This is a genomic window from Chloroflexus aurantiacus J-10-fl (assembly GCF_000018865.1).
Taxonomy (GTDB): domain Bacteria; phylum Chloroflexota; class Chloroflexia; order Chloroflexales; family Chloroflexaceae; genus Chloroflexus; species Chloroflexus aurantiacus.
In genome coordinates, this window is record NC_010175.1 from 5,129,745 (window position 1) to 5,154,445 (window position 24,701).

General features: G+C 56.1%; 17 protein-coding genes and 1 rRNA gene. 14 read left to right on the forward strand and 4 right to left on the reverse strand.

Annotation, left to right across the window (positions count from 1 at the left end; all coding sequences use genetic code 11):
* Positions 1-26: 26 nt before the first annotated feature.
* Positions 27-1,175 carry a glycosyltransferase family 2 protein gene (locus CAUR_RS20175; RefSeq protein WP_012259674.1) on the reverse strand — a complete coding sequence of 383 codons (1,149 nt, stop codon included), beginning with the start codon at positions 1,173-1,175 and terminating at the stop codon, positions 27-29.
* Between the two features lie 380 nt (positions 1,176-1,555).
* On the opposite strand from CAUR_RS20175, the gene CAUR_RS20180 reads away from it, so the two are divergent.
* A 16S ribosomal RNA gene (locus tag CAUR_RS20180) occupies positions 1,556-3,041 on the forward strand.
* Positions 3,042-3,210: 169 nt separating this feature from the next.
* Positions 3,211-3,459: a hypothetical protein gene (locus tag CAUR_RS22000; protein WP_015909513.1), complete on the forward strand. Its 249-nt coding sequence runs from the start codon at positions 3,211-3,213 to the stop codon at positions 3,457-3,459.
* A gap of 895 nt (positions 3,460-4,354) precedes the next feature.
* On the opposite strand, the gene CAUR_RS20185 is transcribed toward CAUR_RS22000, so the two are convergent.
* Positions 4,355-5,683, reverse strand: a complete 1,329-nt coding sequence (locus CAUR_RS20185; protein WP_012259675.1) for an acyl-CoA dehydrogenase family protein — start codon at positions 5,681-5,683, stop codon at positions 4,355-4,357.
* Positions 5,684-5,814: 131 nt separating this feature from the next.
* The gene (locus CAUR_RS20190) at positions 5,815-6,600 is read right to left on the reverse strand and encodes a hypothetical protein (protein ID WP_012259676.1); all 786 of its coding nucleotides are present in this window, start codon (positions 6,598-6,600) and stop codon (positions 5,815-5,817) included.
* A gap of 238 nt (positions 6,601-6,838) precedes the next feature.
* Here CAUR_RS20190 and alaS point away from each other — a divergent pair, with 238 nt between their 5' ends.
* The 4 genes from alaS to CAUR_RS20210 all read left to right on the forward strand — a co-directional run bounded on the left by alaS (position 6,839) and on the right by CAUR_RS20210 (position 12,560).
* Positions 6,839-9,523, forward strand: coding sequence for an alanine--tRNA ligase (gene alaS / locus CAUR_RS20195; protein WP_012259677.1), 2,685 nt, complete (start codon positions 6,839-6,841; stop codon positions 9,521-9,523).
* A 113-nt stretch (positions 9,524-9,636) separates the two neighbouring features.
* A complete protein-coding gene (locus CAUR_RS20200; RefSeq protein WP_012259678.1) occupies positions 9,637-11,688 on the forward strand; it encodes a baseplate J/gp47 family protein in 2,052 nt (683 codons plus the stop codon).
* The gene (gene ruvX, locus CAUR_RS20205; RefSeq protein ID WP_012259679.1) at positions 11,681-12,142 is read left to right on the forward strand and encodes a Holliday junction resolvase RuvX; all 462 of its coding nucleotides are present in this window, start codon (positions 11,681-11,683) and stop codon (positions 12,140-12,142) included. Before CAUR_RS20200 ends, ruvX begins: the two co-directional genes overlap by 8 nt.
* Positions 12,117-12,560 (forward strand): GNAT family N-acetyltransferase, encoded by a 444-nt coding sequence (locus CAUR_RS20210; protein ID WP_012259680.1) that lies wholly within the window; start codon positions 12,117-12,119, stop codon positions 12,558-12,560. Before ruvX ends, CAUR_RS20210 begins: the two co-directional genes overlap by 26 nt.
* Positions 12,561-12,575: 15 nt before the next feature.
* Here CAUR_RS20210 and CAUR_RS20215 read toward each other — a convergent pair whose 3' ends face one another.
* On the reverse strand, positions 12,576-12,875 hold the full coding sequence (locus tag CAUR_RS20215) for a DUF507 family protein (protein ID WP_012259681.1): 300 nt from the start codon (positions 12,873-12,875) through the stop codon (positions 12,576-12,578).
* A 285-nt stretch (positions 12,876-13,160) separates the two neighbouring features.
* Between CAUR_RS20215 and CAUR_RS20220 the strand changes: the two genes are divergently transcribed.
* The 8 genes from CAUR_RS20220 (at position 13,161) to CAUR_RS20255 (ending at position 24,701) form a co-directional block, all read left to right on the forward strand.
* Positions 13,161-13,940, forward strand: a complete 780-nt coding sequence (locus tag CAUR_RS20220; RefSeq protein WP_012259682.1) for a polyphosphate polymerase domain-containing protein — start codon at positions 13,161-13,163, stop codon at positions 13,938-13,940.
* Positions 13,933-14,580, forward strand: a complete 648-nt coding sequence (locus tag CAUR_RS20225; RefSeq protein ID WP_012259683.1) for a DUF4956 domain-containing protein — start codon at positions 13,933-13,935, stop codon at positions 14,578-14,580. Before CAUR_RS20220 ends, CAUR_RS20225 begins: the two co-directional genes overlap by 8 nt.
* Entirely contained in the window at positions 14,580-15,272 is a 693-nt protein-coding gene (locus CAUR_RS20230; RefSeq protein WP_012259684.1) for a response regulator transcription factor, read from the forward strand. The genes CAUR_RS20225 and CAUR_RS20230 overlap by 1 nt, the downstream gene beginning before the upstream one ends.
* Positions 15,273-15,287: 15 nt before the next feature.
* On the forward strand, positions 15,288-16,646 hold the full coding sequence (locus tag CAUR_RS20235) for a sensor histidine kinase (protein WP_012259685.1): 1,359 nt from the start codon (positions 15,288-15,290) through the stop codon (positions 16,644-16,646).
* A 284-nt stretch (positions 16,647-16,930) separates the two neighbouring features.
* Complete coding sequence (locus CAUR_RS20240; RefSeq protein ID WP_012259686.1) at positions 16,931-19,312, forward strand: glycoside hydrolase family 94 protein; 2,382 nt, start codon at positions 16,931-16,933, stop codon at positions 19,310-19,312.
* 96 nt (positions 19,313-19,408) lie between these two features.
* Positions 19,409-20,869: an ABC transporter substrate-binding protein gene (locus tag CAUR_RS20245; protein WP_012259687.1), complete on the forward strand. Its 1,461-nt coding sequence runs from the start codon at positions 19,409-19,411 to the stop codon at positions 20,867-20,869.
* 102 nt (positions 20,870-20,971) lie between these two features.
* Complete coding sequence (locus tag CAUR_RS20250; protein ID WP_242604998.1) at positions 20,972-23,797, forward strand: extracellular solute-binding protein; 2,826 nt, start codon at positions 20,972-20,974, stop codon at positions 23,795-23,797.
* Positions 23,787-24,701, forward strand: a complete 915-nt coding sequence (locus CAUR_RS20255; RefSeq protein ID WP_012259689.1) for a carbohydrate ABC transporter permease — start codon at positions 23,787-23,789, stop codon at positions 24,699-24,701. The genes CAUR_RS20250 and CAUR_RS20255 overlap by 11 nt, the downstream gene beginning before the upstream one ends.

The following is a 24,701-nucleotide window of genomic DNA, read 5'->3' on the forward strand; positions in this document are numbered from 1 at the left end:
CGATAGGTATCGGCCCACCACCCCGGCTAACCGGCATACCGCCGCCCCTTCCAAACCACTCCCTGTCCTAATCGAACGCGCAGAATGCCATACCCGGCAATCAGCAAATACATCAGCAAACCGACCGGCCAGAGAACGGCGTGCAGTGGGTTGAGCCGGTAAAACCGTTGATACAGCGTTCCCCAAAACAGCAGGCCAACCAGCCAGGATACCATTCCGACCAGCAAAACCAGACTTCCTGCCCAGCCACCGGTGAACCAACCGCCGATCATCAACAGCAATGGGCCATACGCCTGTGCCAATAGCAACGTCATCCCCATTAACGAACGCCAGCCACCACTCCGCGATCCTGCCGAGGCATTTTTCATCAAACCCTCGATCACTTCAGCCGCATTCGTATACATCCGTACTGCCAGATACTCCATTCCAATCGCACCACGCACCGTGAAACCGGCAGCGCGCAAACGCTGGCCGAGGCGAACATCTTCCAGCACCTCAGCCCGTACCGCTCCATGGCCGCCAATCGCTTCATACGCCGCACGCCGCACGAAGATGCATTGACCGTTCGCTAACACCTCTTCTGGGCGAACATCAGGCTTAGCCAGGCGCTCAAAAGGAAAGATGGACACGATCAAGGCCACGAATGGCGGCAAGATCAATCGTTCAGACCACGTTTTCAACTCAAGAAAGGGAAAGATCGTCACCATATCGCCATTGGTCGTCAAGGCATGACAAAGCAAGGCGGCTGCCAGATCAGGCGCCGGCGCCGTATCTGCATCGAGAAAGAGCAACCATTCACCGCTCGCCGCACTACTGGCCTGCTGGCAGGCATGGCATTTACCAACCCAACCCGGTGGCAGAGGTTTCCCGGTGATTATCCGTAACCGGGCATCGGTAGCTGCCAGATCGGCCAGAATTGCCGGTGTCCGGTCGGTTGAGCCATCATCAACCACGATCACCTCAATATGAGGATAGCGCTGGGCCAATGCTCCTTGCACACAACGGCCAATTCCCCGCTCTTCATTGCGCGCAGGAATTAAAATCGAGATCAATGGCGGATCAGGGGGAAGGCACGGCGACGTTAACCGTGGAATCTGACGCATTCGTTGCCACTGACCGAGAAAACTACCGGCAAGCCCCAATCCGATCACAACCCAGAGAAGAGTGAGCCACATGGATGCACCTCATTCGCAAGCACAACTATGCATAGTATAACAAAGGGGTGGATCGGCAAAGAGGAGAGAGACCATGCGGAAGACGAGACAGTGAATCTTACATAGAACGATCCGATGGTTCGCAGTCTTCTGGCCTCTTTACCGCTTCCTGAAGCGATCTGGCGTGTGCGTTGCCCGCCATTGCCCTGCCACTTGACAAGCTGACGACCTTCGAGTATACTACGCAGCGTTGCGACGGCAACGGTCTCACCGCCACGGTAGACCTGACAATTCAGCGGGCGCGCTCTCGCCAACTAGCGTCACTTCCGTGACACTAGTTTTTTGTTCGCCCGCATTCGCACCTTGACAAGCAAGCGTGATCCATCGCGCATCGTAGTCCAGCAATGTAGAGTTTGATCCTGGCTCAGGACGAACGCTGGCGGCGTGCCTAATGCATGCAAGTCGAACGCAGCAGGCGTGCCTGGCTGCGTGGCGAACGGCTGAGGAACACGTGGGTGACCTGCCCCGGAGTGGGGGATACCCCGTCGAAAGACGGGACAATCCCGCATACGCTCGACGGAGGAAAGCCGCAAGGCGCTCTGGGAGGGGCCTGCGGCCCATCAGGTAGTTGGTGTGGTAACGGCGCACCAAGCCAATGACGGGTACCCGGTCTGAGAGGACGACCGGGCAGACTGGGACTGAGAGACGGCCCAGACTCCTACGGGAGGCAGCAGCAAGGAATTTTCCCCAATGGGCGCAAGCCTGAGGGAGCAACGCCGCGTGGAGGACGACGGCCTTCGGGTTGTAAACTCCTTTCGGGTGGGACGATGCTGACGGTACCACCAGAAGCAGCCCCGGCTAACTCTGTGCCAGCAGCCGCGGTAAGACAGAGGGGGCAAGCGTTGTCCGGAGTTACTGGGCGTAAAGGGCGCGCAGGCGGTGGGCTGCGTCGGCGCTGAAAGCGCCCCGCTTAACGGGGCGAGGCGCGCCGATACGAGTCCACTCGAGGCAAGCAGAGGGTGGCGGAATTCCGGGTGGAGCGGTGAAATGCGTAGAGATCCGGAGGAACGCCGGTGGGGAAGCCGGCCACCTGGGCTTGACCTGACGCTGCGGCGCGACAGCGTGGGGAGCAAACCGGATTAGATACCCGGGTAGTCCACGCCGTAAACGATGCCGGCTCGGCGTCTGGCGCACGTTGGTGTGCTGGGTGCCTTAGCTCACGCGGTAAGCCGGCCGCCTGGGGACTACGAGCGCAAGCTTAAAACTCAAAGGAATTGACGGGGGCCCGCACAAGCAGCGGAGCGTGTGGTTTAATTCGACGCAACACGAAGAACCTTACCCGGACTTGACATGGTGCTGCATCCCCTGGAAACAGGGGCGCCTTCGAGGGTGCACCACAGGTGCTGCATGGCTGTCGTCAGCTCGTGTCGTGAGATGTTGGGTTCAGTCCCGCAACGAGCGCAACCCGTGTCGGTAGTTACAGGTGTCTACCGAGACTGCCGCCGTGACCGGCGGAGGAAGGCGCGGATGACGTCAAGTCAGCATGGCCCTTACGTCCGGGGCGACACACACGCTACAATGGCCACGACAATGCGTTGCCAAGCCGCAAGGTGGAGCTAATCGCCTAAACGTGGTCTCAGTGCAGATCGGGGGCTGCAACTCGCCCCCGTGAAGGCGGAGTTGCTAGTAACCGCGTATCAGCCATGGCGCGGTGAATACGTTCCCGGGCCTTGTACACACCGCCCGTCACGTCATGGGAGTGGCCAATGCTTGAAGTCCGTGTGCTAACCCCAGTCGGGGAGGCAGCGGCCGAGGGCAGGGGCCGCGACTGGGACGAAGTCGTAACAAGGTAGCCGTACCGGAAGGTGCGGCTGGATCACCTCCTTTCTAGGGAGTTATCCCACTATCACGATTGTTCTTGCTACGATGCCGCTGATGGATCACGCTTGCCTGTCCAGGTGCTACCCCTGTCACGATGTGACAGGGGGTTTTTGTTGGTATGCCACCCTGCGGTGAGTAACATCTCCCGCTGATATGCGACCTGACGGGACAACACATGCGCTCCCCATTCCCCACCTATGCATTACCCACAACTTATGCCGTTTTGGGCGACTGGCCAGGTGACAGTGCGCCGCTCCAGCCGTGCCGGCACGTATTGGATGAATTGCCGTACCCGCTCGTTATGCGCGTGTCGCGCGGTGTGGAGTGCGGCAGCCATGCTGCCGCGCCAGCCATACTCACGATCCGGCGCGGATTGCAGCGGCCTCCCGTGCCGGTATGTGACTCTGATGATGGGGATGGCTGAACGCAGGCCAGCAGCCCGCCCCAAAGCGTGCTGGTGCCGGTGGTGTGTAGAGGCGGGTTCCGTAGGGGCGGGTTGAGAACCCGCCCCTACGAACGGTATCTGTACTATCCACGGGATGCGGTGGATGGGAATGTCTTGCATCGCGTGCCATGGATGGTTGTTCAGAGGTGATCGCAGCCGCTACGCTCCCCGCTCCCACGCAGCGCTATGCATTACCCATACCCAGGTTGTCACCTTCTTCGCTCATGAGCAGCGCCTATCTCATTGTGCGCGATCCTGGGCACTATCGCGTTGCATCGCTGTCGCGTGGGTCGCACGTCACGAATGGGCAGCGGATGGTCGCAGTGGTAGCGACGGTAGACAGTGTATCCGACCGTGGGGCAGGCTGGAAGTCTTCCAACGAGGACAGCACATGCCGGCGGTGGCAATGATGCCGGCACGCGGGCTGGAAGCCAGTGCCACGGGGAACGCTTGCAGCCTGGCATAACGCAGCGTGACATGTGGGTTATGCATAGATTCCCCACCAGTGCTACGCTACTCTGGCCTGCTTGCCTCAGTCCATCTCCCACTGACAACAGACCAACGTAGAGGCGGATGCTATCCCTGCGTCGATGGCATCACCCGGCACAGCACGTGCGGAAGCAGAACCTATCCACACGCTGATGGTGAAGATGCGTACTGTCGGCATGGAAGGGGAATGTCGGTGTCGTGCGCACCGACGGCAAGCGCTCTCAGGTGATGCAGACCGGTGCACTCGCGCTGCCCACTGTGTGGGAACACACAGCACGGCGCGTGCGGAAGCGAGACTTCCGCACGCTAAACATACGACACTATCCTTCTGTTCGGGGGAGAGATGCTATCCTGTTGGGTAATCGCTATCTGGTAGCAATCACTTCTACACAAACGCCGAGATGCCGGTGATCGCACGGCCAACGATCAGGGTATTCATTTCGTGCGTGCCTTCATACGAATAGAGCGCTTCGGCGTCGGCGAAGTAACGCGCTACCTCGTGTTCGAGGAGAATGCCATTACCGCCAAGCACCGCCCGGGCAAGCGCTACGGTTTCCCGCATCTTTTCGCCGCAAAAGACCTTCGCCAGTGATGCCTGTTCCTGACTGACTTTACCGGTGCGCGCAGCGATCTGACTCATCCGCAGACACATCGTCTGCATAGCGGTGACGTTGGCGAGCATCTGCACCAGACTGTTCTGCACCAGTTGAAATCCCCCAATCGGTCGCCCGAACTGAATCCGCTGCTGCGCATAGGCCAGCGCCCGTTCGTAAGCCCCCATTGCCACACCGGTCATTGCCCAGGCGACAGCAGCCCGCGTGATTGCCAGTTGGCGGGCGATGCCTCGAAAACCACCCACATTGGGTAAGCGGTTGGCTTCAGGCACTCGACAGCCATTCAGGCGAATATTGGCATTTTGCACGGTGCGCAAGGCGATTTTGCCTTCCAACCGTTCAACCTCGTAGCCAGGCGTGCCGCGTTCGACAATAAAGCCCTGGACCTGGTTATTAGAGACATCACGCGCCCAGATGATATTGATGTCGGCAATTGGGGCATTGCCGCTCCACTTCTTTGCGCCATCAAGCACCCATACACCACGCTCGAAGCGCGCTGTTGTGGTCAGGCCGGCAGCGGTTGCTGAACCAACGTCGGGTTCGGTGAGCGCCCACGATCCGATCAACTCAAAGCGTTGCATCGGTGGCAGCCAGCGTTGCTTCTGTTCGGGGGAACCGAAAAGATCGATTGATCCCATGCAAAGACCCCAATGGACACCGAAAAAGGTGTAGATAGAAGGATCAACTCTGGCCAGCTCCATGCAGGCTATACCGGTCAACACCGGGCCAAGGGCATCGATTTTGTACGGGCGCGTCCCGAAGGTCTCGGCAATCAGATGGGCAAAGCCCGGCACGATCTCGTGCGGAAACTCACCGCGCTCCCAATAGGTGTTTGCCAGCGGACGCACTCGTTCTTCCATGTAGGTGCGGATCTTTTGTTGAATTGCACGCTCTTCGGGTGAGAGGTCGGCCAGAATATCGTAGAAATCGCTGTTGATTGGCGGCACGCGCTTGGGGTGTCGCTTGGACGTGATGCTCTTCCACAGCAGACCGATCTCTTGTGGCGTTACGCTACGCAATGCACGAATCGTATCGAAGAGCGGAACGTGAACATGTTGAAACATGCGGGTAAGACTGGCGGGAAGGGTGACGAATGCCATACGGGACTCCTGTTCATCGTTGAGCTTAGGGTAACTTCTTTGTTAATGGAAATAATTGAGCGTTTGAATATGACGCGATGCGTTATTCTATTGTGAGTGTAGCACAGATATGCCTGCTATGTCAATAACAATCATGTCAGATTCAAACGGGCCACAATCCACATAAACCGCTCAGCAGGCCAGAAACCCAAATGCCGACAGCCGGTAACGATTTCGTCATCGCCCGCCTCGACGAACAGGTACACCCGTGACGCCAATCCAAAACAGAGCTGGGTCAGCGCTCCGATGCAGCCCTGTAATGCCGGCACAGCCGCAGGCTGCATCGCCCAGCCGATCTCGATCACATCGCGCGTAGCAAAACAGGTAGCCGCAATTGCCTGAAGTTGACCAGTCGTAGCAACCACCCCAAAGGCCGGGCCACCGTCAGGATGCCAGGATTGCCAGCCTGCGGTGGCGCTGTGTAACGCGGCAAGATCGGCTCGCATATCGGCAGACAAACGCTGCGCAGCGGGTTGTTCGCTCAGGCGCAGCGTCTCCGGTTCGGCAACCATCTGGTAGAGCAAGCGACTCTCTTCAACCTGCACCATTCCGTTCAACAACGGCATACGCGCCAGCGGCAGCAGCACACCAACCGGTTGGCCCTGCAGGTGCGGGTGAGCTTCAACCAGGCCGGCAAGCAAGGGCGGTAAAACACCGGGAAAATCCACCACAAATGACAATCGGGGTAGCGGCAGATCACGACGTATTGACGCAACACCCACGACTGTCTCGTTGCTCAATGCGACGAGCGTATACGAAGATGCGCGCAACTGCGTCATCTGTGCCAAACTGATCGCATTGCGATAGGGTGAACGGCGTAAAAACGCCAGTGCCGCCGGGTAGGTTTCCGCGCTGATCTCAGTAATCGATAGGGGCATAAATCATCTCCAACGAACGATCCGATCAGGCGGTACCCGGCCTGCGAGGAACGCGCTTGATACGACTGCTACCGGCTATTTGGTCAGCAACACCTGACAGCGGTGTTGTGCATTTTTATGATAAACTGCTTCAGGTGAGAGCGCAAAATGGTTGACGGTCTACACTACAATCGTCTACAATAAGCGCAGGAAGAGGCTTATCTGTCATTTCATCGGCTGTTGAACAGGCCATACTCTTATGCAAAAACTTACTGCTGCTCAGATTCGCGAAACGTTTCTTTCTTTCTTCATCCGTCATGGCCATACCCACGTGCCCAGCTCGTCGCTGGTCGTTGCCGACGATCCGACATTGCTGTTTGCCAATTCGGGTATGGTGCAGTTTAAAGATGTATTTCTGGGTCGCGAACAACGCCCCTATAGCCGGGCCGTTACCGCCCAAAAATGTCTGCGTGTCAGTGGTAAACACAATGACCTTGAAGAGGTAGGGCCATCACCACGGCACCATACCTTCTTTGAGATGTTGGGCAATTTTTCGTTTGGCGATTATTTCAAAGCCGAAGCAATTGCCTTAGCCTGGAAGTTGCTGACCGAAGAGTTTAAGTTGCCGGTTGAACGCTTGTGGTTTACGGTGTTCGCCGGTGATGATGAGGTACCGCCAGACGATGAAGCGGCTGCGCTGTGGATTGCCCAGGGTGCCGATCCATCGCGCGTGCTACGTTTCGGTCGCAAAGACAATTTCTGGGTGATGGGTGATACCGGTCCCTGTGGCCCCTGCTCTGAGATCACGATGTATATCGGTGATGACCTGAGCCAGATGCGGGCTGAGGGTGTTAATTCCGATGATCCGAATTACGTCGAAATCTGGAATAACGTGTTTATGCAGTACGACCGGGCTACCATGCAGCCGCTCCCACGCCCTTCGGTCGATACCGGCATGGGGCTAGAGCGCATGGCCATGGTGATGCAGGGTGTGCATAGCACATACGAGACCGATCTCTTCGTCGCGATTATCAATCAAATCATCAAGACACGCGGCAGCGATGAGGAACATTACCATGCGCACCGCAGTGCCTACCGCGCGATTGCCGATCACGCTCGGGCCATCGCCTTTCTGATTGCTGATGGTGTGCTACCCGGTAATCTGGGCCGTTCGTATGTGTTGCGCCGCATTTTGCGCCGGGCCGCTTATCAGGGACGCACGATTGGCTTTGAACGTCCGTTCCTTGCCGACGTGATCACGTCGGTTATCGAGCAGATGGGTGAGGCGTATCCTGAACTGGTGAAACGCCGCGAGCTGATTTTGAGTGCTGCCGATCAGGAAGAACGCCAGTTTTTGCGCACCCTGAGCGGTGGTCTGACCCGCCTGCAAGGGGTGATCGAGCAGGTACGAGCGCGGGGCGAGCAGGTTATTCCCGGTAATGATGCCTTTGTTTTGAAAGACACCTATGGCTTTCCGCTCGATCTGACGCAGAAGATCGCTGCCGAGCAGGGGTTGACGGTCGATGAAGCCGGTTACGAAGCGGCAATGGCCGAACAACGGGCACGCTCACGGGCAGCGGCGGCCAGTAAGCGCGGCGGTGAAGCCGATCTGTGGGCCGATCTCGATCTACCCGCATCCCACTTTACCGGCTATGAGCGGTTGAGTGACCGGGCAACGGTTATCGGTATGCTGGGCGACGGCGATGCGCTGACCAGTGCCGATACCGGTCGGAGTGTGCAGATCGTCCTTGACACGACCCCATTCTACGCTGAAAGCGGTGGTCAAATTGGCGATACCGGTCTGCTGGTAGGGCCAGAAGGATCGGTTCAGATTGAGGACACCCGGCGTCCATTACCGGGACTGATTGTGCACTACGGACGGGTAGTGAACGGGCGAATCAGCGTTGGAGATCAGGTACAGGCAACCGTCGATGTGGTACGACGGGCCGACATTCAACGCAATCACACGGCCACCCACATGCTCCAACGGGCATTGCGCGATGTGCTCGGCGAGCATGCAGCGCAGGCCGGTTCGCTGGTGGCGCCTGATCGGTTGCGTTTCGACTTTACCCATACCAAAGCGGTTGATCCCGAAGAGTTGCGCGAGGTCGAGCAGCGGCTCAATAAGTGGGTACGTGCCGATACCACAGTGCGCTGGGAGATAACCGGTTATCAGGACGCGATGGCTCGTGGTGCCATCGCCCTCTTCGGCGAAAAGTACGGTGATACGGTACGCCTCGTGACTATCGAGCGCGGTCAGACGCTCGCCGAAGGTGAATTTGCGTCTCGTGATAGTCTGGAGCTGTGTGGCGGCACGCACGTTAATCACACCGGCGAGATTGGCTTTGTGCGGATTGTGAGCGAAGGTAGCATTGGCAGCGGCATTCGCCGTATCGAGGCGTTGACCGGTCGCGGCGCGGAAGGATGGGTTGAACAGCAGGCCCAGACCCTCCGTGAACTGGCGGCGCGGATCAATACCCAACCGGCCCAACTGCTCGAACGAATTGATGCCCTGCTGGCCGAACACCGACAGCGGAAACAAGAGCTGGAAGCGCTACGCAGCAAACTGGCTCGCGAGCAGCTCGATCTTTTGCTGGGCCGGGTTCAGCATGTTGCCGGGGTGCCACTCCTTGCCGCTGAAGTTGAGGCCGACTCTGTTGATCGGCTACGCGAAATGGGAGAGTATCTGCGCGATAAATTAGGGAATGCCGTGATTGTGTTGGGTGCTCAGATCAACGGCAAACCGCAACTGCTCACCATCGTGACTCCCGATCTGGTACGGCGCGGTCTCAATGCGGTTCAACTGGTCAAGCCACTGGCTGCCCTGGTCGGCGGTGGTGGTGGTGGGCGACCAGAGATCGCGCAGGCGGGAGGTCGCCATCCCGACAAACTGGCCGCTGCTATCGGCGCAGCGGTAGAGGTACTCGCCGGGCAGGCCGGGTAGTTGTAAGACACGATGCTGGATACTGACGCACGTAAACGGGCAACTGCATGCAGTTGCCCTTCGCAAGTACCACACAAAGCGCAACCGGGAGAAGTGGATAGCCGGGAGGGGCTATGATGACGGATGAGACGGCGCTGGTTCTCGCCTTACCAGAAGATACTGCCGAGTCGTTGATGGCGAAGGTGCGCGCCACCCACGCAGCCAACGTGCAAATCCTGGCTCCAGAGGGCACCGTTGCTTTGCAACGAGTCGCCGGTACTGACGCACTGCGCGATCTGGCCACAGCGGCAGGGGTAAATCTGACCATCATCAGTTCCGACCCAGGCATCCTCAAGGCAGCCCGCCAGAGTCGACTGGCAACCATCGAAGTCACCGGTGCTCACGTCCAGGCCCCGGTACCGTCTACCCCATCCGCTCCCGGTGAAGACCTGCCTGCGGAAGATTTAGAATTTCTGGCCGCCCTCGATGAACTGGCGGCGAACGGTAACACTCTCGATTTGTTTGCACGGCCGTCTGATCAGAAGCGGCCGGCTACAGCCGATACACGCCCTATCGCCGCCCCAGAAACCCGTCCAATCCCCATCCCTTCCAGCCCTTCAACGCCGGCCACACCACCGGCTATGGGGGATGATGACCTTGAGTTTTTCGACGCTCTCGACGATCTGGCAGCAGCGTTCGAGCAGGAGCGTACCGGTACGCCACCGCCGCCAATCCCTTCTGCGAGTGAGGCTTCCGCACAACCACCCCGTGTGCGACCGGAAGACATTCAGCTTTCAGAGGCAGAAGTTGCCCGCGCCGGCCAGATTGGGCGGCGTAGCGAAGCTGATCGCGCCCAACGCACAACGGCTGAGCCACGCCGTGAGTCGCGCCCGGAGCCGGTTGCGCCTCCGGCACGGCGTGCAGCCACTCCTGTACCGCGAGCCACTACTCGCTCACAGCCACAGCTTGTCAGAGCACTCCTCATCGGGTTGATCGTGCTCGCGGTGTTGACAGGCATCTTTATAGTCGTTACCCAGAGTGTGACCATCGTTGTGCGCTTGCCCGTGCGCGAAACAACGCCGGTTGTCGGCCTGGCCATTCCGATAACCCCAGTGAGTACTGCATCGGCCAACGCAGTCAGTGCTGAACCGCTGGAGACAACCGTCGCCATTAGCACGCGCGGGGAGGTGACCGAGGGTGTGCTAACCCCGGTAAGCAGTGCATCCGGAACCATCACCCTGTTCAATCAAAACACCCAACCGATCACCATCCCGGCAGGAAGTGAGTTCGTAGCGTTTGGGCCTGACAATCAACCGATCCCGTTTATCAGCAAGGCCGATGTTACCGTGCCCGGCGCTGTAACGACGCGCAGTGGTAATCAGATTATCACAACGTTTGGTGAGGCAGCCGTACAAATCGAGGCTCGCTCGCCGGGGAGTGCCTCAAACATTCCTGCCAATACCATCCGCGAGCTACGGATCGCCGGTGGGCCGACGATTAATCTGGTCAGTGGCCTGTTGACGGTATCACACGATGCGATTGGTGGTGGAACTGATGAAGAGGTGCGGGTGATCAAAGAGAGTGATGTGCGGCGTTATCTCGCTCAGGCGCTCACCGATCTCGATCAGGAAGCACGGCGACAACTCGATGGCCTGGCGCTGGCACGTAACCTGCGTCTCGAACCAACAACCGTCTCTCCCAGCCGGGCAGAACTTGAACAGTTAGACGGTTTTGAGCTGATCGTCGATCCACCGATTGGCACATCACTGTCGCGTGATAATCCTTTCTTCACGCTCACCGTGCAGTCGCGCTACAGCGGACTGGCGATCAGTGGGGACTCGGCAGCTTTCCAGCGTCAGTTAGCCGATGCCTTCAACAGCCAGCTCATTCAGAATGGCCAGTTGCGTCCAGGCGATTGCCGTGCGGCGTTTGTCCAGGGCTGGCGTTGGGACGGCACCACCCTGCGTATTGATGGCAGCATTGGGCCTGATCCAGCCTGTGGTAACGAGCTTGATCCGGCAATACGGGCGGCCATTCAGAATGCCGTACTGGGTCGGACGCGCGCCGAAGCCGAGGCCGCGCTGCAAGAACTGGTTGCCGCCGGACGCCTGGCCGGATTTGAGTTACCCGACAATGTAGATCGCTTCCCAGGCTGGAGCTGGCAGTTGCGGATTCGTCATGAATGACCAGATTATTCTCGCGCTCGATGTCGGTGAGCGGCGGATCGGAGTAGCCATCAGTGATGCCGATGCCCGCATTGCCGCACCCTTAACGACCATCAATGCCCACCCTCCGGAACGCGCCATTGCCCAGATTGTGCGCCTGGTACAGGAACGTGGGGTTAGCCGGGTGGTTGTCGGCCTGCCACTAACGATGCGTGGCGAGCGCGGCCCACAAGCTGAGGTGGTGCAACGCTTTGCCGATACTTTGAGCAGCGCGCTTTCGTGCCCGGTTGAGATGTTCGACGAGCGACTAACCAGTGTCGCTGCCGAACAGATGTTACGCAACCTTGGCCTCAAACCGGCCAAAATCAAAGCCCAGATCGATCAGGTAGCCGCATCGATCATCTTACAAGACTACCTCGATGCCCGCCGGAGTAACCCAAACAGAAGCCATGAACTACCACATTCGTCCGATTAGCGCTGCTGAAACCCGCCCGCTGCGTCAGCAGATTCTGCGTCCACACCAGACCATTGCCGAACTGGTCTATCCCGGCGACGATCATCCGCTTGCGCTCCACCTGGGAGCATTCATTACCGAAACCCTGACCGGCATTGCCTCGTTCGCCCCGGAAGCCTGCCCGGACGTACCGGCACAGGCGGCATGGCGACTGCGCGGTATGGGTGTGCTGCCGACGGTTCAGCAAAAAGGCATCGGCACCGCGCTGCTCGACGCCGGCATTCATTATGTAAAACAACAGCGCGGTGATCTGGTCTGGTGTCACGGACGGAGCAGCGCACTGCCGTTTTATCGCCGCTACGGCTTCGTCACCCACGGCGACGAATTTGTCGTTCCGCACACCGGGCCGCACTACGTGCTGCTGTACTGGATCAGATAGGGGAAGCGCCCACGCTCACAAAATATAACCGCGCTTGCGGGCCACTTCTTCTTTGTGCTTACGGAACAGAATATCGCGTTCGGTACCCTTAATCTCGCGGCTATAGGTAGCCAGAATACGCTCAACCTCAGCGTCGATCTCCTCTTCGATCTTCAGATCGGCAACAATAGCGTCATAAATCGCCTTCACCCGCAACGCCCGCCCATCACTCGGACGCTGACCGGGTTGATCGCGATACGCCAGTAACCCTCGCTCGGCCAGTTCATCGTGCAGGCGCTCGGCAATCCGGCGCACTTTGTCTTCAGTGAGTCGCATGGTCGGCTCCACAATACTCAACTCTGTTCCAGAAATGTTGCTGACTCATTGTACCAGATGTGAAAGCTTGAGAACCTCATTAAACCATCTCTGCAATGCCTGGCCTGCTTCTGGCAACAACCTCTGTACAAGCGAACACTGCAATGCAAAGGAGAAAAATTTTGAATCTCCTCACACATTCTACACAACTTCTAAACAACCTCCCACTACAATCGCACGTGAAGAACGGCAGCGGCGAAACGCTGATCGGGATAGCGTCGCCCACGAGTATTCGAGAGTACGAAGATGACCATCAAGAGTATCTGCGGACAAGTCGAGGATGTACTAGAGACCTTCGATACAGTGAGTCTGGCTGAGCTGAGTCAGACCAGTTTACTCAATCGGATCGACACCAAATTCGTGGTGCCATTGCAGACTCTGTATCCGATATTGAGCGCAGTTAGCCACGTTTATCGCGTATTACGCATGAATGGCGAGTTGCTTCATGGCTACCGCAGTCTCTACTTTGACACAACAGATTTTGATCTGTATTACCAGCATCACAATGAACGACGGCCACGATGGAAGGTACGCAGCCGCCAATACCTCAGCAATAATCAGGCATTCTTTGAATTAAAGGCTAAATGCGCTAATGGACGCACCAGTAAGCAGCGTATACCTACCACAACGATGGTCACAGCGATGACACCCGAAACTGAAGCATTTCTGGCCTTACACGCGCCGGAATTGTGTCATCGCCTGCAACCAAAGCTCTGGAGTGAATACCGACGAGCCACACTCATTGATCCAGATGGAAGTGAGCGCATCACCATTGACACCGATCTGCGCTTCCACTCGCACCATCGAATGATCACACTCGATCATCTGGCAATTATTGAACTGAAACAGACGAACGCACGTCGCACCTCGCCCATCCTTCAACATTTGCGAGCAGCCGGCATCCGACCACGTAGCTTTAGCAAGTATTGCATGGGTCTACTGAGTCTGTATCCATCGTTAAAGCACAATACATTCAAACCATCGCTGCGTCTGATTGAACGTATTCAGGAGGCTTCCCATGTCTGAATGGCTAACATTGTTGCTGAACGCAAGCCTCAATCTCTTGGTGGCAATTATCATTGTGCGTGGTATTTATTACACGACCACACCAGAACGACACTTTGCATTCGCATTTCTGGCTTTCAACGTTGTGACCTTTTTTGTTCTGAGCGTCCTTGGTAATATTGAGTTAAGCCTGGGGATCGGTTTTGGTCTCTTTGCAATCTTCTCGGTTTTGCGCTATCGCACCGAAGAGATGCCAATTCGCGAGATGACCTATCTCTTTACGATGATCGCGTTGCCGGTGATGAATGCATCATTGCTCAACAATGGCTTCCTGGAACTTTTCATCCTGGCTAATGGACTGGTCGCTACAATCCTTTTCTGGCTCGAACGCGGTTGGGGATTTCGTCAGGACAGTCAACTGCGGGTCACCTACGACCGGATAGAGTTGCTGGCACCTCGACGTCGTGCCGAATTGATCGCCGATTTGCGATCCCGAACTGGCCTACCGGTCTATCAAGTAACGGTTGGAAAAGTAGATCTGGTTCGCGATAGCGCTGAATTGATCCTCACTTACCAGCTACAGGCCAGAGCTGATTTTGTTACAGTATCAGCAGCTTCACGTGTCGATCAAACGCCACGAATGAGCGAAAGGAGTCAGTGATGCGTCAGACGATCTTGATTATCGATGATCATCTCAATGTACGCACTATGATTGCCGACTACTTGCAAGAGATTGGATATCGCGTCGTTACAGCAAGCGACGGCGCGGAGGGCCTCATTATTGCCCGCCGCGTTCGTCCCGACCTGGTCTTGCTCGATATCATGATGCCCAAACTGGATGGCTTTGGTTTCTTACAGGCGTATCGCCGGGAACATCAGGCACCGGTCATCTTATTGACTGCGCGAATTGATGAAACGGACAAGGTAGTCGGATTGGAACTGGGAGCCGACGATTATGTGACCAAACCCTTCAGCCTGAAAGAATTGGTGGCACGAATCAGGGCAGTCTTGCGTCGAACAGCCGCAGCACGGCAACCGAATGAAGAACAGCCGTTGCGCATTGGCAACCTTGAACTGAATCGTGCAACCCGCATGGTAACGGTTGACGAACGGCCCATATACCTGACACCATCTGAGTTTGCGTTACTGGCGTTGCTCATGGCTTCACCGGGACGTGTGTACACTCGCGAGCAACTCCTTGAACACCTCCAGGGCAACAGTTATGAAGGGGTTGAACGAACGATTGACGTACACATTCGCAATCTACGCCGCAAAATCGAGCCGGATCCCACCAATCCAACCTACATCGAAACTGTCTTCGGCATCGGGTACCGCTGCCGTCCACTGAGTTAAGCCGGTGGAGGATGTATGCTTCGTTCGCTTACGACTCGCCTCATTCTGGCCTTTGCCCTGACCAGTCTGGTCGGTATTGGACTGGCGGCACTCCTGGTTCGCCAGTTTGTGACCAACGAATTTGACACGTTTCTACTGGAGCAACAACGCAATGAATTGTTGGCGCAATTGATCACCGCATACCAGGAAACCGGTGATTGGAACGCAGCCACAGCAATCCTGAATGGACGATCAGACCGCGAGGGAGGCGATCCCTTCGTGCCTATTGAAGTAGCCGATACAGAGGGGCGAATCGTTCTTTCTGACCGCCCGGCAGAGATCGGACGGAGCGTCGATCCAGAACTCCTGGCCCGTGGAACGCCTATCATGCTGAACGGCGAGCAAATCGGTACCCTACTGCCACTACCACCACCACGCCGGAATCCTGCTGAAGAGCGTTACCTGAGTCGGATTGATCTGGCACTTGGCGGAGCAGCATTTGGGGCGCTCGGTATTGCGATAGTGTTAGGCTTTCTCCTGGCACAGGTGATCACGCGACCACTACGTGAACTCATGCAGGGGGTACGAGCCATCGCCACTGGCGATCTGAGTCGGCGGGTACCGGTACGGTCGCGTGATGAACTAGGTGCACTGGCGCATCAATTCAACACCATGAGTGCTGAGCTGCAACGCGCTACCGAACTACGCCGCCGCATGACAGCCGATATTGCCCATGATTTACGCACCCCGCTCACGGTGATTGCCGGTTATCTGGAAGCCTTACGTGACGCCGAATTACCGGCAACACCGGCACGATTTGCGGCAATGCACACCGAAACGCAAACGCTTTTGCGTCTCGTCGAAGACCTGCACACCCTCTCGCTGGCCGATGCAGGTGAGCTTCCCCTCCGCTGTCGCGAAATTGCGGTTGATGATCTGCTAGAACGGATCGTGAGAATCTACAACGATGCCGCCCAACAGGCAGGAATCAGGCTCCACCGGCAGAGTGAGCCGGCAGGTATGCGCATCTATGGCGATGAAGAACAACTTGTACGCGCACTGAGTAATCTGGTCAGTAATGCATTACGCTACACGCCTGAAGGTGGTGAGATCGTGATTGAAGCCACCCGTCAGGGCCACCAGATCATGTTGAGCGTCCAGGATACCGGTCCCGGTATTCCACCAGAACATCTGCCAAATGTCTTCGAGCGCTTCTACCGCATCGACGAATCACGCCACACGGGCAGCGGCGGTTCGGGATTGGGATTGGCCATTGTGCGATCCATTGCCCAGGCCCACAATGGCACGGCTACAGTACACAGTACACCGGGAGCAGGAGCGCGCTTCACCATTGCCCTGCCAGCAGAGACAAAGAACGTCGTGCCGGTACCGTGATATTGTTTCCGGTAATAAAACCCAGCAACGCTATCGCGGTCGTTTTTTTATTCGACCGCTGTTTGTTTGTTACAACGAGCAGCAACTGTTGCGTATGAAACGTTACACAAAGGATATTGACAAGTCAAAAAGACGTGCTACAATGGCCTCAATCAGAAAAATAGTATGCTCAAACAACCGCTTTTTTTTATTCGTTGTAATGAAACGTTTCATACCATCGTGTGCGCATACCGGATGCGCCTTGTTCGCTCCTTAGCTGTACATTCATGCAGTGGTGAAACATCATGGAACACCTGTTTGCCAGCACCTATGGCTACTTTCGAGCCGATGGACGGGAATACGTGATCACGACTCCCTTCACCCCCCGCCCCTGGGGGAACGTGATCAGTAATGGCGACTACGCGATGATGGTGTCGCAAACCGGATCGGGTTATAGCTGGCGCAACAATGCCGGTCAAAACCGGATTACCCGTTCATTTCAAGACCTGATTCAGGACAACTGGGGAAAATATCTGTACCTGCGCGATCTCGACAGCGGGCAGTATTGGGCGGCCACGTACAAACCAACCTGTCATCAGTACGATCACTATCAGGTCAGGCACGGCCTGGGCTATTCATCGTTTGAACAGATCGTACAAGGCATTCACAGCATCCTGACCGTCTTTGTCGCCCCAGATGATCCGGTCGAAATCTTTCAGCTTACCCTCACCAATCAGAGTGATCGTCAGCGGCGTCTTGACATTACCTCATACGTCGAATGGCTGCTGGGTTTTGCCCCTGATGAACACCGTGAGTTTCACAAATTATTTATTGAGACGACGCCTGAGCCGGAGTTTCATGCGTTGCTGGCGCGCAAATATCTGTGGGGGTTTGCCGATGAACTGGGGCGCCACAATAATATTGACTGGCCCTATGTAGCATTTATGGCCGTCAGTGAACCGCTGAAGAGCTTCGATGGCGATAAAGAGTCGTTTATCGGTCTGTATTCCAGTCTTGAACACCCCCAGGCAATGCAGCAACCAACGCTAGCTGGGCGTAGTGGTCGCTTCGGCGATGCGATTGCCGCTCTTCAGGTTGAAATCACGCTAGCACCGGGCGAACGTCGCACAGTGGTCTTTACGCTGGGGGCTGCACTGCAGGGAAGTGAAGACCCTCTCGCGCTCATTCAACGCTATACGTCAGTTACTGCAAGTGATCAGACGTTACAGGCCGTGCATGCTTTTTGGTCGCGACTGGTTGATGCCGAGCACGTTGAGACACCTGATCCGGCCCTCAATCTGATGACCAATTACTGGCTGAAGTACCAGGCGATCTCTGGGCGATTGTGGGGAAAATCGGCCTTTTACCAGGTTTCAGCCGGCTACGGGTTCCGTGATCAACTACAAGACTGCCAGATATTTCTGGTCTGCGATCCGGCATTAGCCAAACGACAAATCCTCCTGCACGCTGCCCAGCAATTTGTCGAAGGCGATGTGTTGCACTGGTGGTTCTCGATTCGCGGTGGTGGACCACGCACCAATTGTTCAGACGATCTACTCTGGCTACCTTTTGTGGTTGACAGCTACCTGCAAGAGACCGGTGATGTCGCTATTCTCGACGAAATGGTACCGTATTTGAACGGCCCGGCGGAGCCGCTCTACCTGCACTGCAAACGAGCGATTGAACGCGCGTTCAGTCGTTTCTCGCCACGAGGGATTCCGCTGATGGGTGATCACGACTGGAACGATGGCCTCAACGCAGTCGGCACCCAGTTGCGCGGCGAGAGTTTCTGGGTGGCCGAATTTCTCTACACTATTCTCGAACGCTGGATTCCACTGGCGCAACAACGGTCAGATGAAGCATTTGCCGAACGCTGCACTGCCGTGCGCACCACCTTACGGTGGGCAATGAATCGCTATGGCTGGGATGGAGAGTGGTTTTTGCAAGCCACCACCGATGCCGGCCTGCCACTAGGCTCACAGCAAAATGAAGAGGGGCGCATCTTCTTGATGCCCAATATCTGGGCCGTTATCAGTGGCATCACCGATCAGCAACGGGCATGGCAGGCAATGCAGGCAGTGAGTCGTTACCTGCTGTGCGACTACGGAACCCTGCTCAATTATCCTGCCTTTACGCGCCCCCGTTCCGACATCGGTTATGTAACCCGTTATGCGCCAGGATTACGTGAAAACGGTGGGGTCTATACCCACGCCGCTACCTGGTCGGTATGGGCATATGCCCTGCTTGGTGATGTCGACCATGCCTACGAAGCGTACCGTCGCATTTGTCCACCCAATCGCAGTGCCGACATTGAACGCTACAAAGCCGAACCCTACGTGACGCCGGGCAATATTGATGGGCCGCAATCTCCATACTTTGGTCGTGGTGGATGGACGTGGTATACCGGTTCAGCGCAGTGGCTCCACCGCGTTGCAACACACTGGATTTTGGGCATCCGGCCCCAGATCGAGGGGTTACTGATCGATCCACTCATCCCGGCCACCTGGGAACGCTTTACCGTGCGGCGAACGTTTCGCGGTGCAATCTACGAGATCGAGGTACTCAATCCAAACCACGTCAATCGTGGGGTCATTTCACTCGAAGTTGATGGTCAACCACTCGCCGGAACGGTCATCCCGGCATTCAATGATGGGCAAACGCATTCCGTGCGGGTGGTGTTGGGCTAACAATCACGAGAAGGAGGTGAGCAACCTGTAGCACGACATAGCGATGTTGCGTGTTTCAGATTCGCAGAAGATTCTCGCGTTTCAAGGAGGAGAAGCATGAAAGCATTTGCCAAAGGGGGAATCGTGCTGGTGCTGGTCTTGATGTTGAGTGGACTGGCCGGCTGTACATCAGCTCCGACAGCACCAGCCGAACAGCCGACGCAGGCACCAACCACCGCTGCCCAAGCACCGACCGCAGCACCAACAACAGCACCTGCGACCGAACCGTCACCGGTTACCACTGACAGACAACCCGTTACCCTGCGTTACGCCAACTGGAACCTTGGCACCGAAGAAGAGAACAACATTCAGCGTCGCCTGGTTAAGGCGTATATGGAACTCAACCCCCACGTGACCATCGAGTTTGTCGATATGTCCGGCGGTGGTTGGGATGATATGCTCAACACCTATGCGGCTCGCGGTGAATTGCCCGATGTCTTCATGGCGAACAATATGCCGCTCTACGTGAAAAACGGCTGGCTGGCCGATCTCACATCACTGGTAGAAAACGATCCCGATTGGCCATTGATCCCTGAAGTATTACGTTCGGGCGTGACCTACAATGGCCGCGTCATGGGATTACCAGCCGCGCAGTTTATCATGGGCTATTTTGTGAATCGCGATCTCTACGAAGCGGCCAACCTCGATGCACCTGAATACGGCTTTAGCGTCGAGGAGTTCAACACCGCCGTCACCAGCCTGCACAACCCGGCCCGTGGTATCCTGGGGCTTGACGAGATGGAATTTGTGATGGGCTGGTACCCCCATGTGCTCGACAACAATTTGCAATGGTTTAGCTTCGATGGGGTCCACATGAACTACAATTCGGCTGCCTTCAAGGAGACCGTAGCCAAAGTTGCAGAGTTGAAACCCTATACCTGGCAGGGTCTCACCGACGAGCAAAAGCCGAATTTCAAGTCAGCCGGCCCATGGGAGCTGTTCCTGAACCAGGAAGTAGGCATGCGCTGGGAAGGCGGATGGGCTATTCCGCAGATTGCACAAAACGCCACCTTCGATTGGGATTTCGTCGGCATCCCTGGTGGTAATCAGGCCATCGTTATGGATATTATCGTGGTCTCCAAGACGGCGCCGAACCTGGAAGAAGCCTACCAGTTTGCCCGTTGGATGACCTTCTCGCGCGCTGCCTACGCCAAAGAGGTTGAGCTGGCCCGCGAGATGGGCAGTGTGCCGAGCAAGATGCCGGTCGCGGTGGACGACGAATCTATCCAGTTGTATCGCCAGTTCTTCGACAAACCGGGTATCAATGCGGCCCTTGCCAACCTGGACAACAGCCTGGTAGAGTCGCTGGCCAAGATCGTACCGGGCTATATCCAGGCCCGCTGGGAGGGTAAGCCGGGGATCGACATCGGTGAAGACAAGGATGTGAACATGTGGTTCATGTTCTTCCGCGCTGCCGATGGTATCTACAAATACGAAGATTACGCAGCCCAACTGGAAACCTTTGCCAACAACCTGCTCGACTCGGCACGGGCTGAGGTTGAATCGGCATTGAAGTAGTCAGGATCACGTAAGGTGAGGGTACTATTGTGCCCTCACCTTATCACAGAGCAGACAGACGCTCAAGCCATGGTATCGCGAGGCACCATGAACGCTCATCTCATGCTGCGAACAATCCAGATCATACTGGTGGTTGGACTTATCGGGTCACTGAACCCGGCGCTAGTTTGGGCCGATAGCGGACTGCGAGCACCCATCGAGGTGCGTGCCAGCACTTTCGGGTATCCAACGGGCACACATCCGCTCGCCGCACACTATCCGAAGCCCAGTGTTGCCTTGCAAAACGGTGATCAGATATCGTTCACCGTTGATATACCCCAGGCCGGGGAATATACGCTGGCAATCGACGCGGTGGTGCCTGAAGAGGTTATGTTCCTGCCACCAGAAGCCCTCGTCCAGATTGATGGGCACGCTGAACACTGGCGCCTGATCTTCCCGCTCTTTTACCAGGATACCGTCGATACATTTCCGGTTGATCGTTACGGTAACGAAACGCTAATCCCACAAGCCCGATTGACGCGCTGGAGTCAGGTTTTCCTGCGCGATGTCAGTTTCAGCCAACCGTACCCGACCGTTATCTCGCTACCGGCAGGCCAACAACGGTTTCGGTTATCGATCCACGAAGCACCGGTGGTTATTGGCAGTATCTACCTGATTCCGGCTACTCGTTACCCAGGCTACGTTGAATATCAGCGCGAACGACAGGCAGCGGCTACCACAGGCGTACTCATCGAACTTGAGGCAGAAAAACCGAGCTACAAAAATGACACCGCTATCCGTCCGATCAGCCGGCAAAACCTGGAGGTAACACCCTATGATCCGTACCGCTCCCGATTAAATGTGATTGGGGGTGAGAGCTGGGATCAGAGTGGCACAACCGTCTATTATGAGTTTACCGTCCCTCAAGATGGCTGGTACAACATTACCTTACGTGCGATCCAGGATTATAAGAACAACTTTACCGTTTATCGCCGCATCCTCATCGATGATCGCGTGCTGTTTGCAGAACTAAACGCGGTGCCCTTCAATTACGATCCGGTCTGGCGCAACTACACGCTCGGTGGTGAAACACCCTACCAGATTTATCTCACACGTGGCAGCCATGTACTTGGGATCGAAGCGACAACTGCCCCATACCACGACTCGATTCAGCGGGTGCGGGTCGGGTTAAGAGCCATCGCCGATATTGCCTTTGAAATCAAACGGCTCACCGGCAACCAGATCGACATCTACAAAGAGTGGGAGATTGCTGACTACATCCCTGATATTCGCGAACGATTGCTTACGCTGGCCGATCAATTGCGTGCCGACCAGCAAACCCTGCTGGCCGTCAATCAGACGCCGGCTTCACCGGAAGTGCTTGCCTATCAGATGGCAATCGACAATCTCATGATCCTTGCCCAAGACCCCAACCGGATTCCGGTACGCATGAGCCGTCTCTCGGAAGGGGCCGGTTCGGCAGCCCAACTACTGGGCAGCATTCTGCCCTCATTGCAGAGCCAGCCATTGGCGATTGACAAAATCTACATCCATTCGCCTGACATAATTCCGCCCGAACCCACAATTTCGGTTAGCGCTATCGCTTTTGACTGGATGCAACGTTTTATTGCCTCTTTCCGCAGCGATCCCTATCAGAGCATCGGTGCTGCACCTGATGAACTAGAGGTTTGGGTCAATCGTCCACAACAATACGTCAACCTGCTTCAGCAACTCACCGACAAGTACTTTACTCCGCAGACCGGCATCAAGGTGAAATTCTCGATCATGCCAAACGAGTCAAAACTCGTGCTGGCCTGTGCCGCCGGTACCCAACCCGACATCGCCCTCGGTGTCAGCACCAATATTCCCTACGAGCTGGCAATCCGCAATGCCCTGTACGATCTGCGCCAGTTTCCCGATTTTGATCGCTTCATCCGCATCTACGCGCCCGGTTCATTGCTCAGCTACATCATCGATCAGTCGGTCTACGCCATCCCGGAAACGCAGGATTTCTGGGTAACGTATTACCGCAAAGATGTGCTCGAACGTCTTGGGTTGCCGGTACCGCAAACGTGGGATGAGGTACTTGAGATTCTGCCCGAATTGCAGCGGTATGGGATGAACTACAACACTGCCCTGTCGAGCGGTAGCGGTTTGAAGGGGTATCTGGTGACTGCCCCCTATCTTTTGAACCACGGAGCCTCGCTCTACACCCAGGAAGGATTGTCAGGACTGGGAACCGATGAAGCGATCCGGGCTATTCGCTTCATGGCCGAGAGCTTTACGATCTACGGCATGCCGCTGACAACATCCAGCTTCTACGAGAGTTTTCGGTCTGGCGAATTACCAATTGGTATCTCCAATTTTGAAACCTACCTCAAACTACTCACCGCTGCACCTGAAATTGATGGCCTGTGGGATATTGCGCTGTATCCGGCAACTGTGTTGCCGGATGGCCGTCAGCTTCGCTACGCCACCGGATCGGCTCAGGCAGCCATGATGTTTGCCAACACCGATAAAGCGACAGAGGGTTGGACATTTCTCAAATGGTGGATGTCCACCGAAACGCAGGTCATGTTCCAGCAAGAACTCATCATGAACTACGGGCTTGAATACCTGTGGAATCCGGCAAACCTGGAAGCCTTCCGCTTCACGCCAATTCCCTCTGCCCATCGCGACATCATCTTGCAGCAGTGGCAATGGCTCCAGGAACCGGTAAAGTTACCGGGCAGTTATATGCAAGAGCGAGAGTTGAGCAACGTCTGGAATCGAATTGTCTTCGACGGTGCCAATCCACGAGCAGCGATTGATAATGCAGTAACTGTCATTAATCGCGAAATTGTGCGCAAAATGACCGAGTTCGGCTACATTCGCAATGGCGAACGGGTGCGCACCTTCACTATTCCAACCATCGATCTGGTAAAGGAGTGGATGGACAATGCGCAATGACCGGCAGACAACATGGAGCCGCTGGTGGTACAGGGAAGCCAGCGCCTACGGCTTCGTCGCACCGTATGCGTTGCTCTTCGCCATCTTTATCGCCATTCCGGTTCTGGCGGCGTTTCTGCTGTCGTTTACCTTCTTCGATTCGATTCAACCACCGCAATTTAACGGCTTGCTGAATTATATTGTGCTGTTAACTCAGGACGACATCTTTATGAAGTATGTCCTGCCCAATACGATTCAGTTTGCCGTCCTGGTCGGTCCAGGTGGGTACGTGCTGGCATTTTTACTGGCATGGATGCTGGCCCAATTGCCACGCATCCCGCGCACCATCTTTGCGCTCATCCTCTATTCGCCATCAATGACGGCCGGCGTCGCAATGTCGGTCGTCTGGCAAACGCTGTTTAGCGGCGACCAGAATGGGTATCTCAACAGTTTCTTGCTTAGCCTGAACCTGATCCAGGCACCGATACAATGGCTCCAATCACCGCAATACCTGATGACGATCATGATCATCGTTACCCTGTGGAGCAGTATGGGTGTCGGATTCCTGGCCATGCTGGCAGGGCTGCTGGACATTAACCCTGAGTTATACGAAGCCGGTGCCCTTGACGGCATTAGTAATCGCTGGCAAGAGATTTTCTACATTACCATCCCTTCGATGAAACCACAGATGCTGTTTGGGGCAGTAATGGCGATTGTCGGCACCTTTCAAGCCGGAGCAATTGGTGTTGCGCTGTCTGGCAGCAACCCCACACCGCAATACGCCGGTCAACTGATTGTCAATCACATCGAAGACTACGGCTTTCTGCGCTACGAAATGGGCTACGCTGCGGCGGTTTCGGTCGTTCTGCTCTTGATGGTATTGCTCTTCAATCGTCTGGCCAACAAACTGTTCCGAGAGGACTAA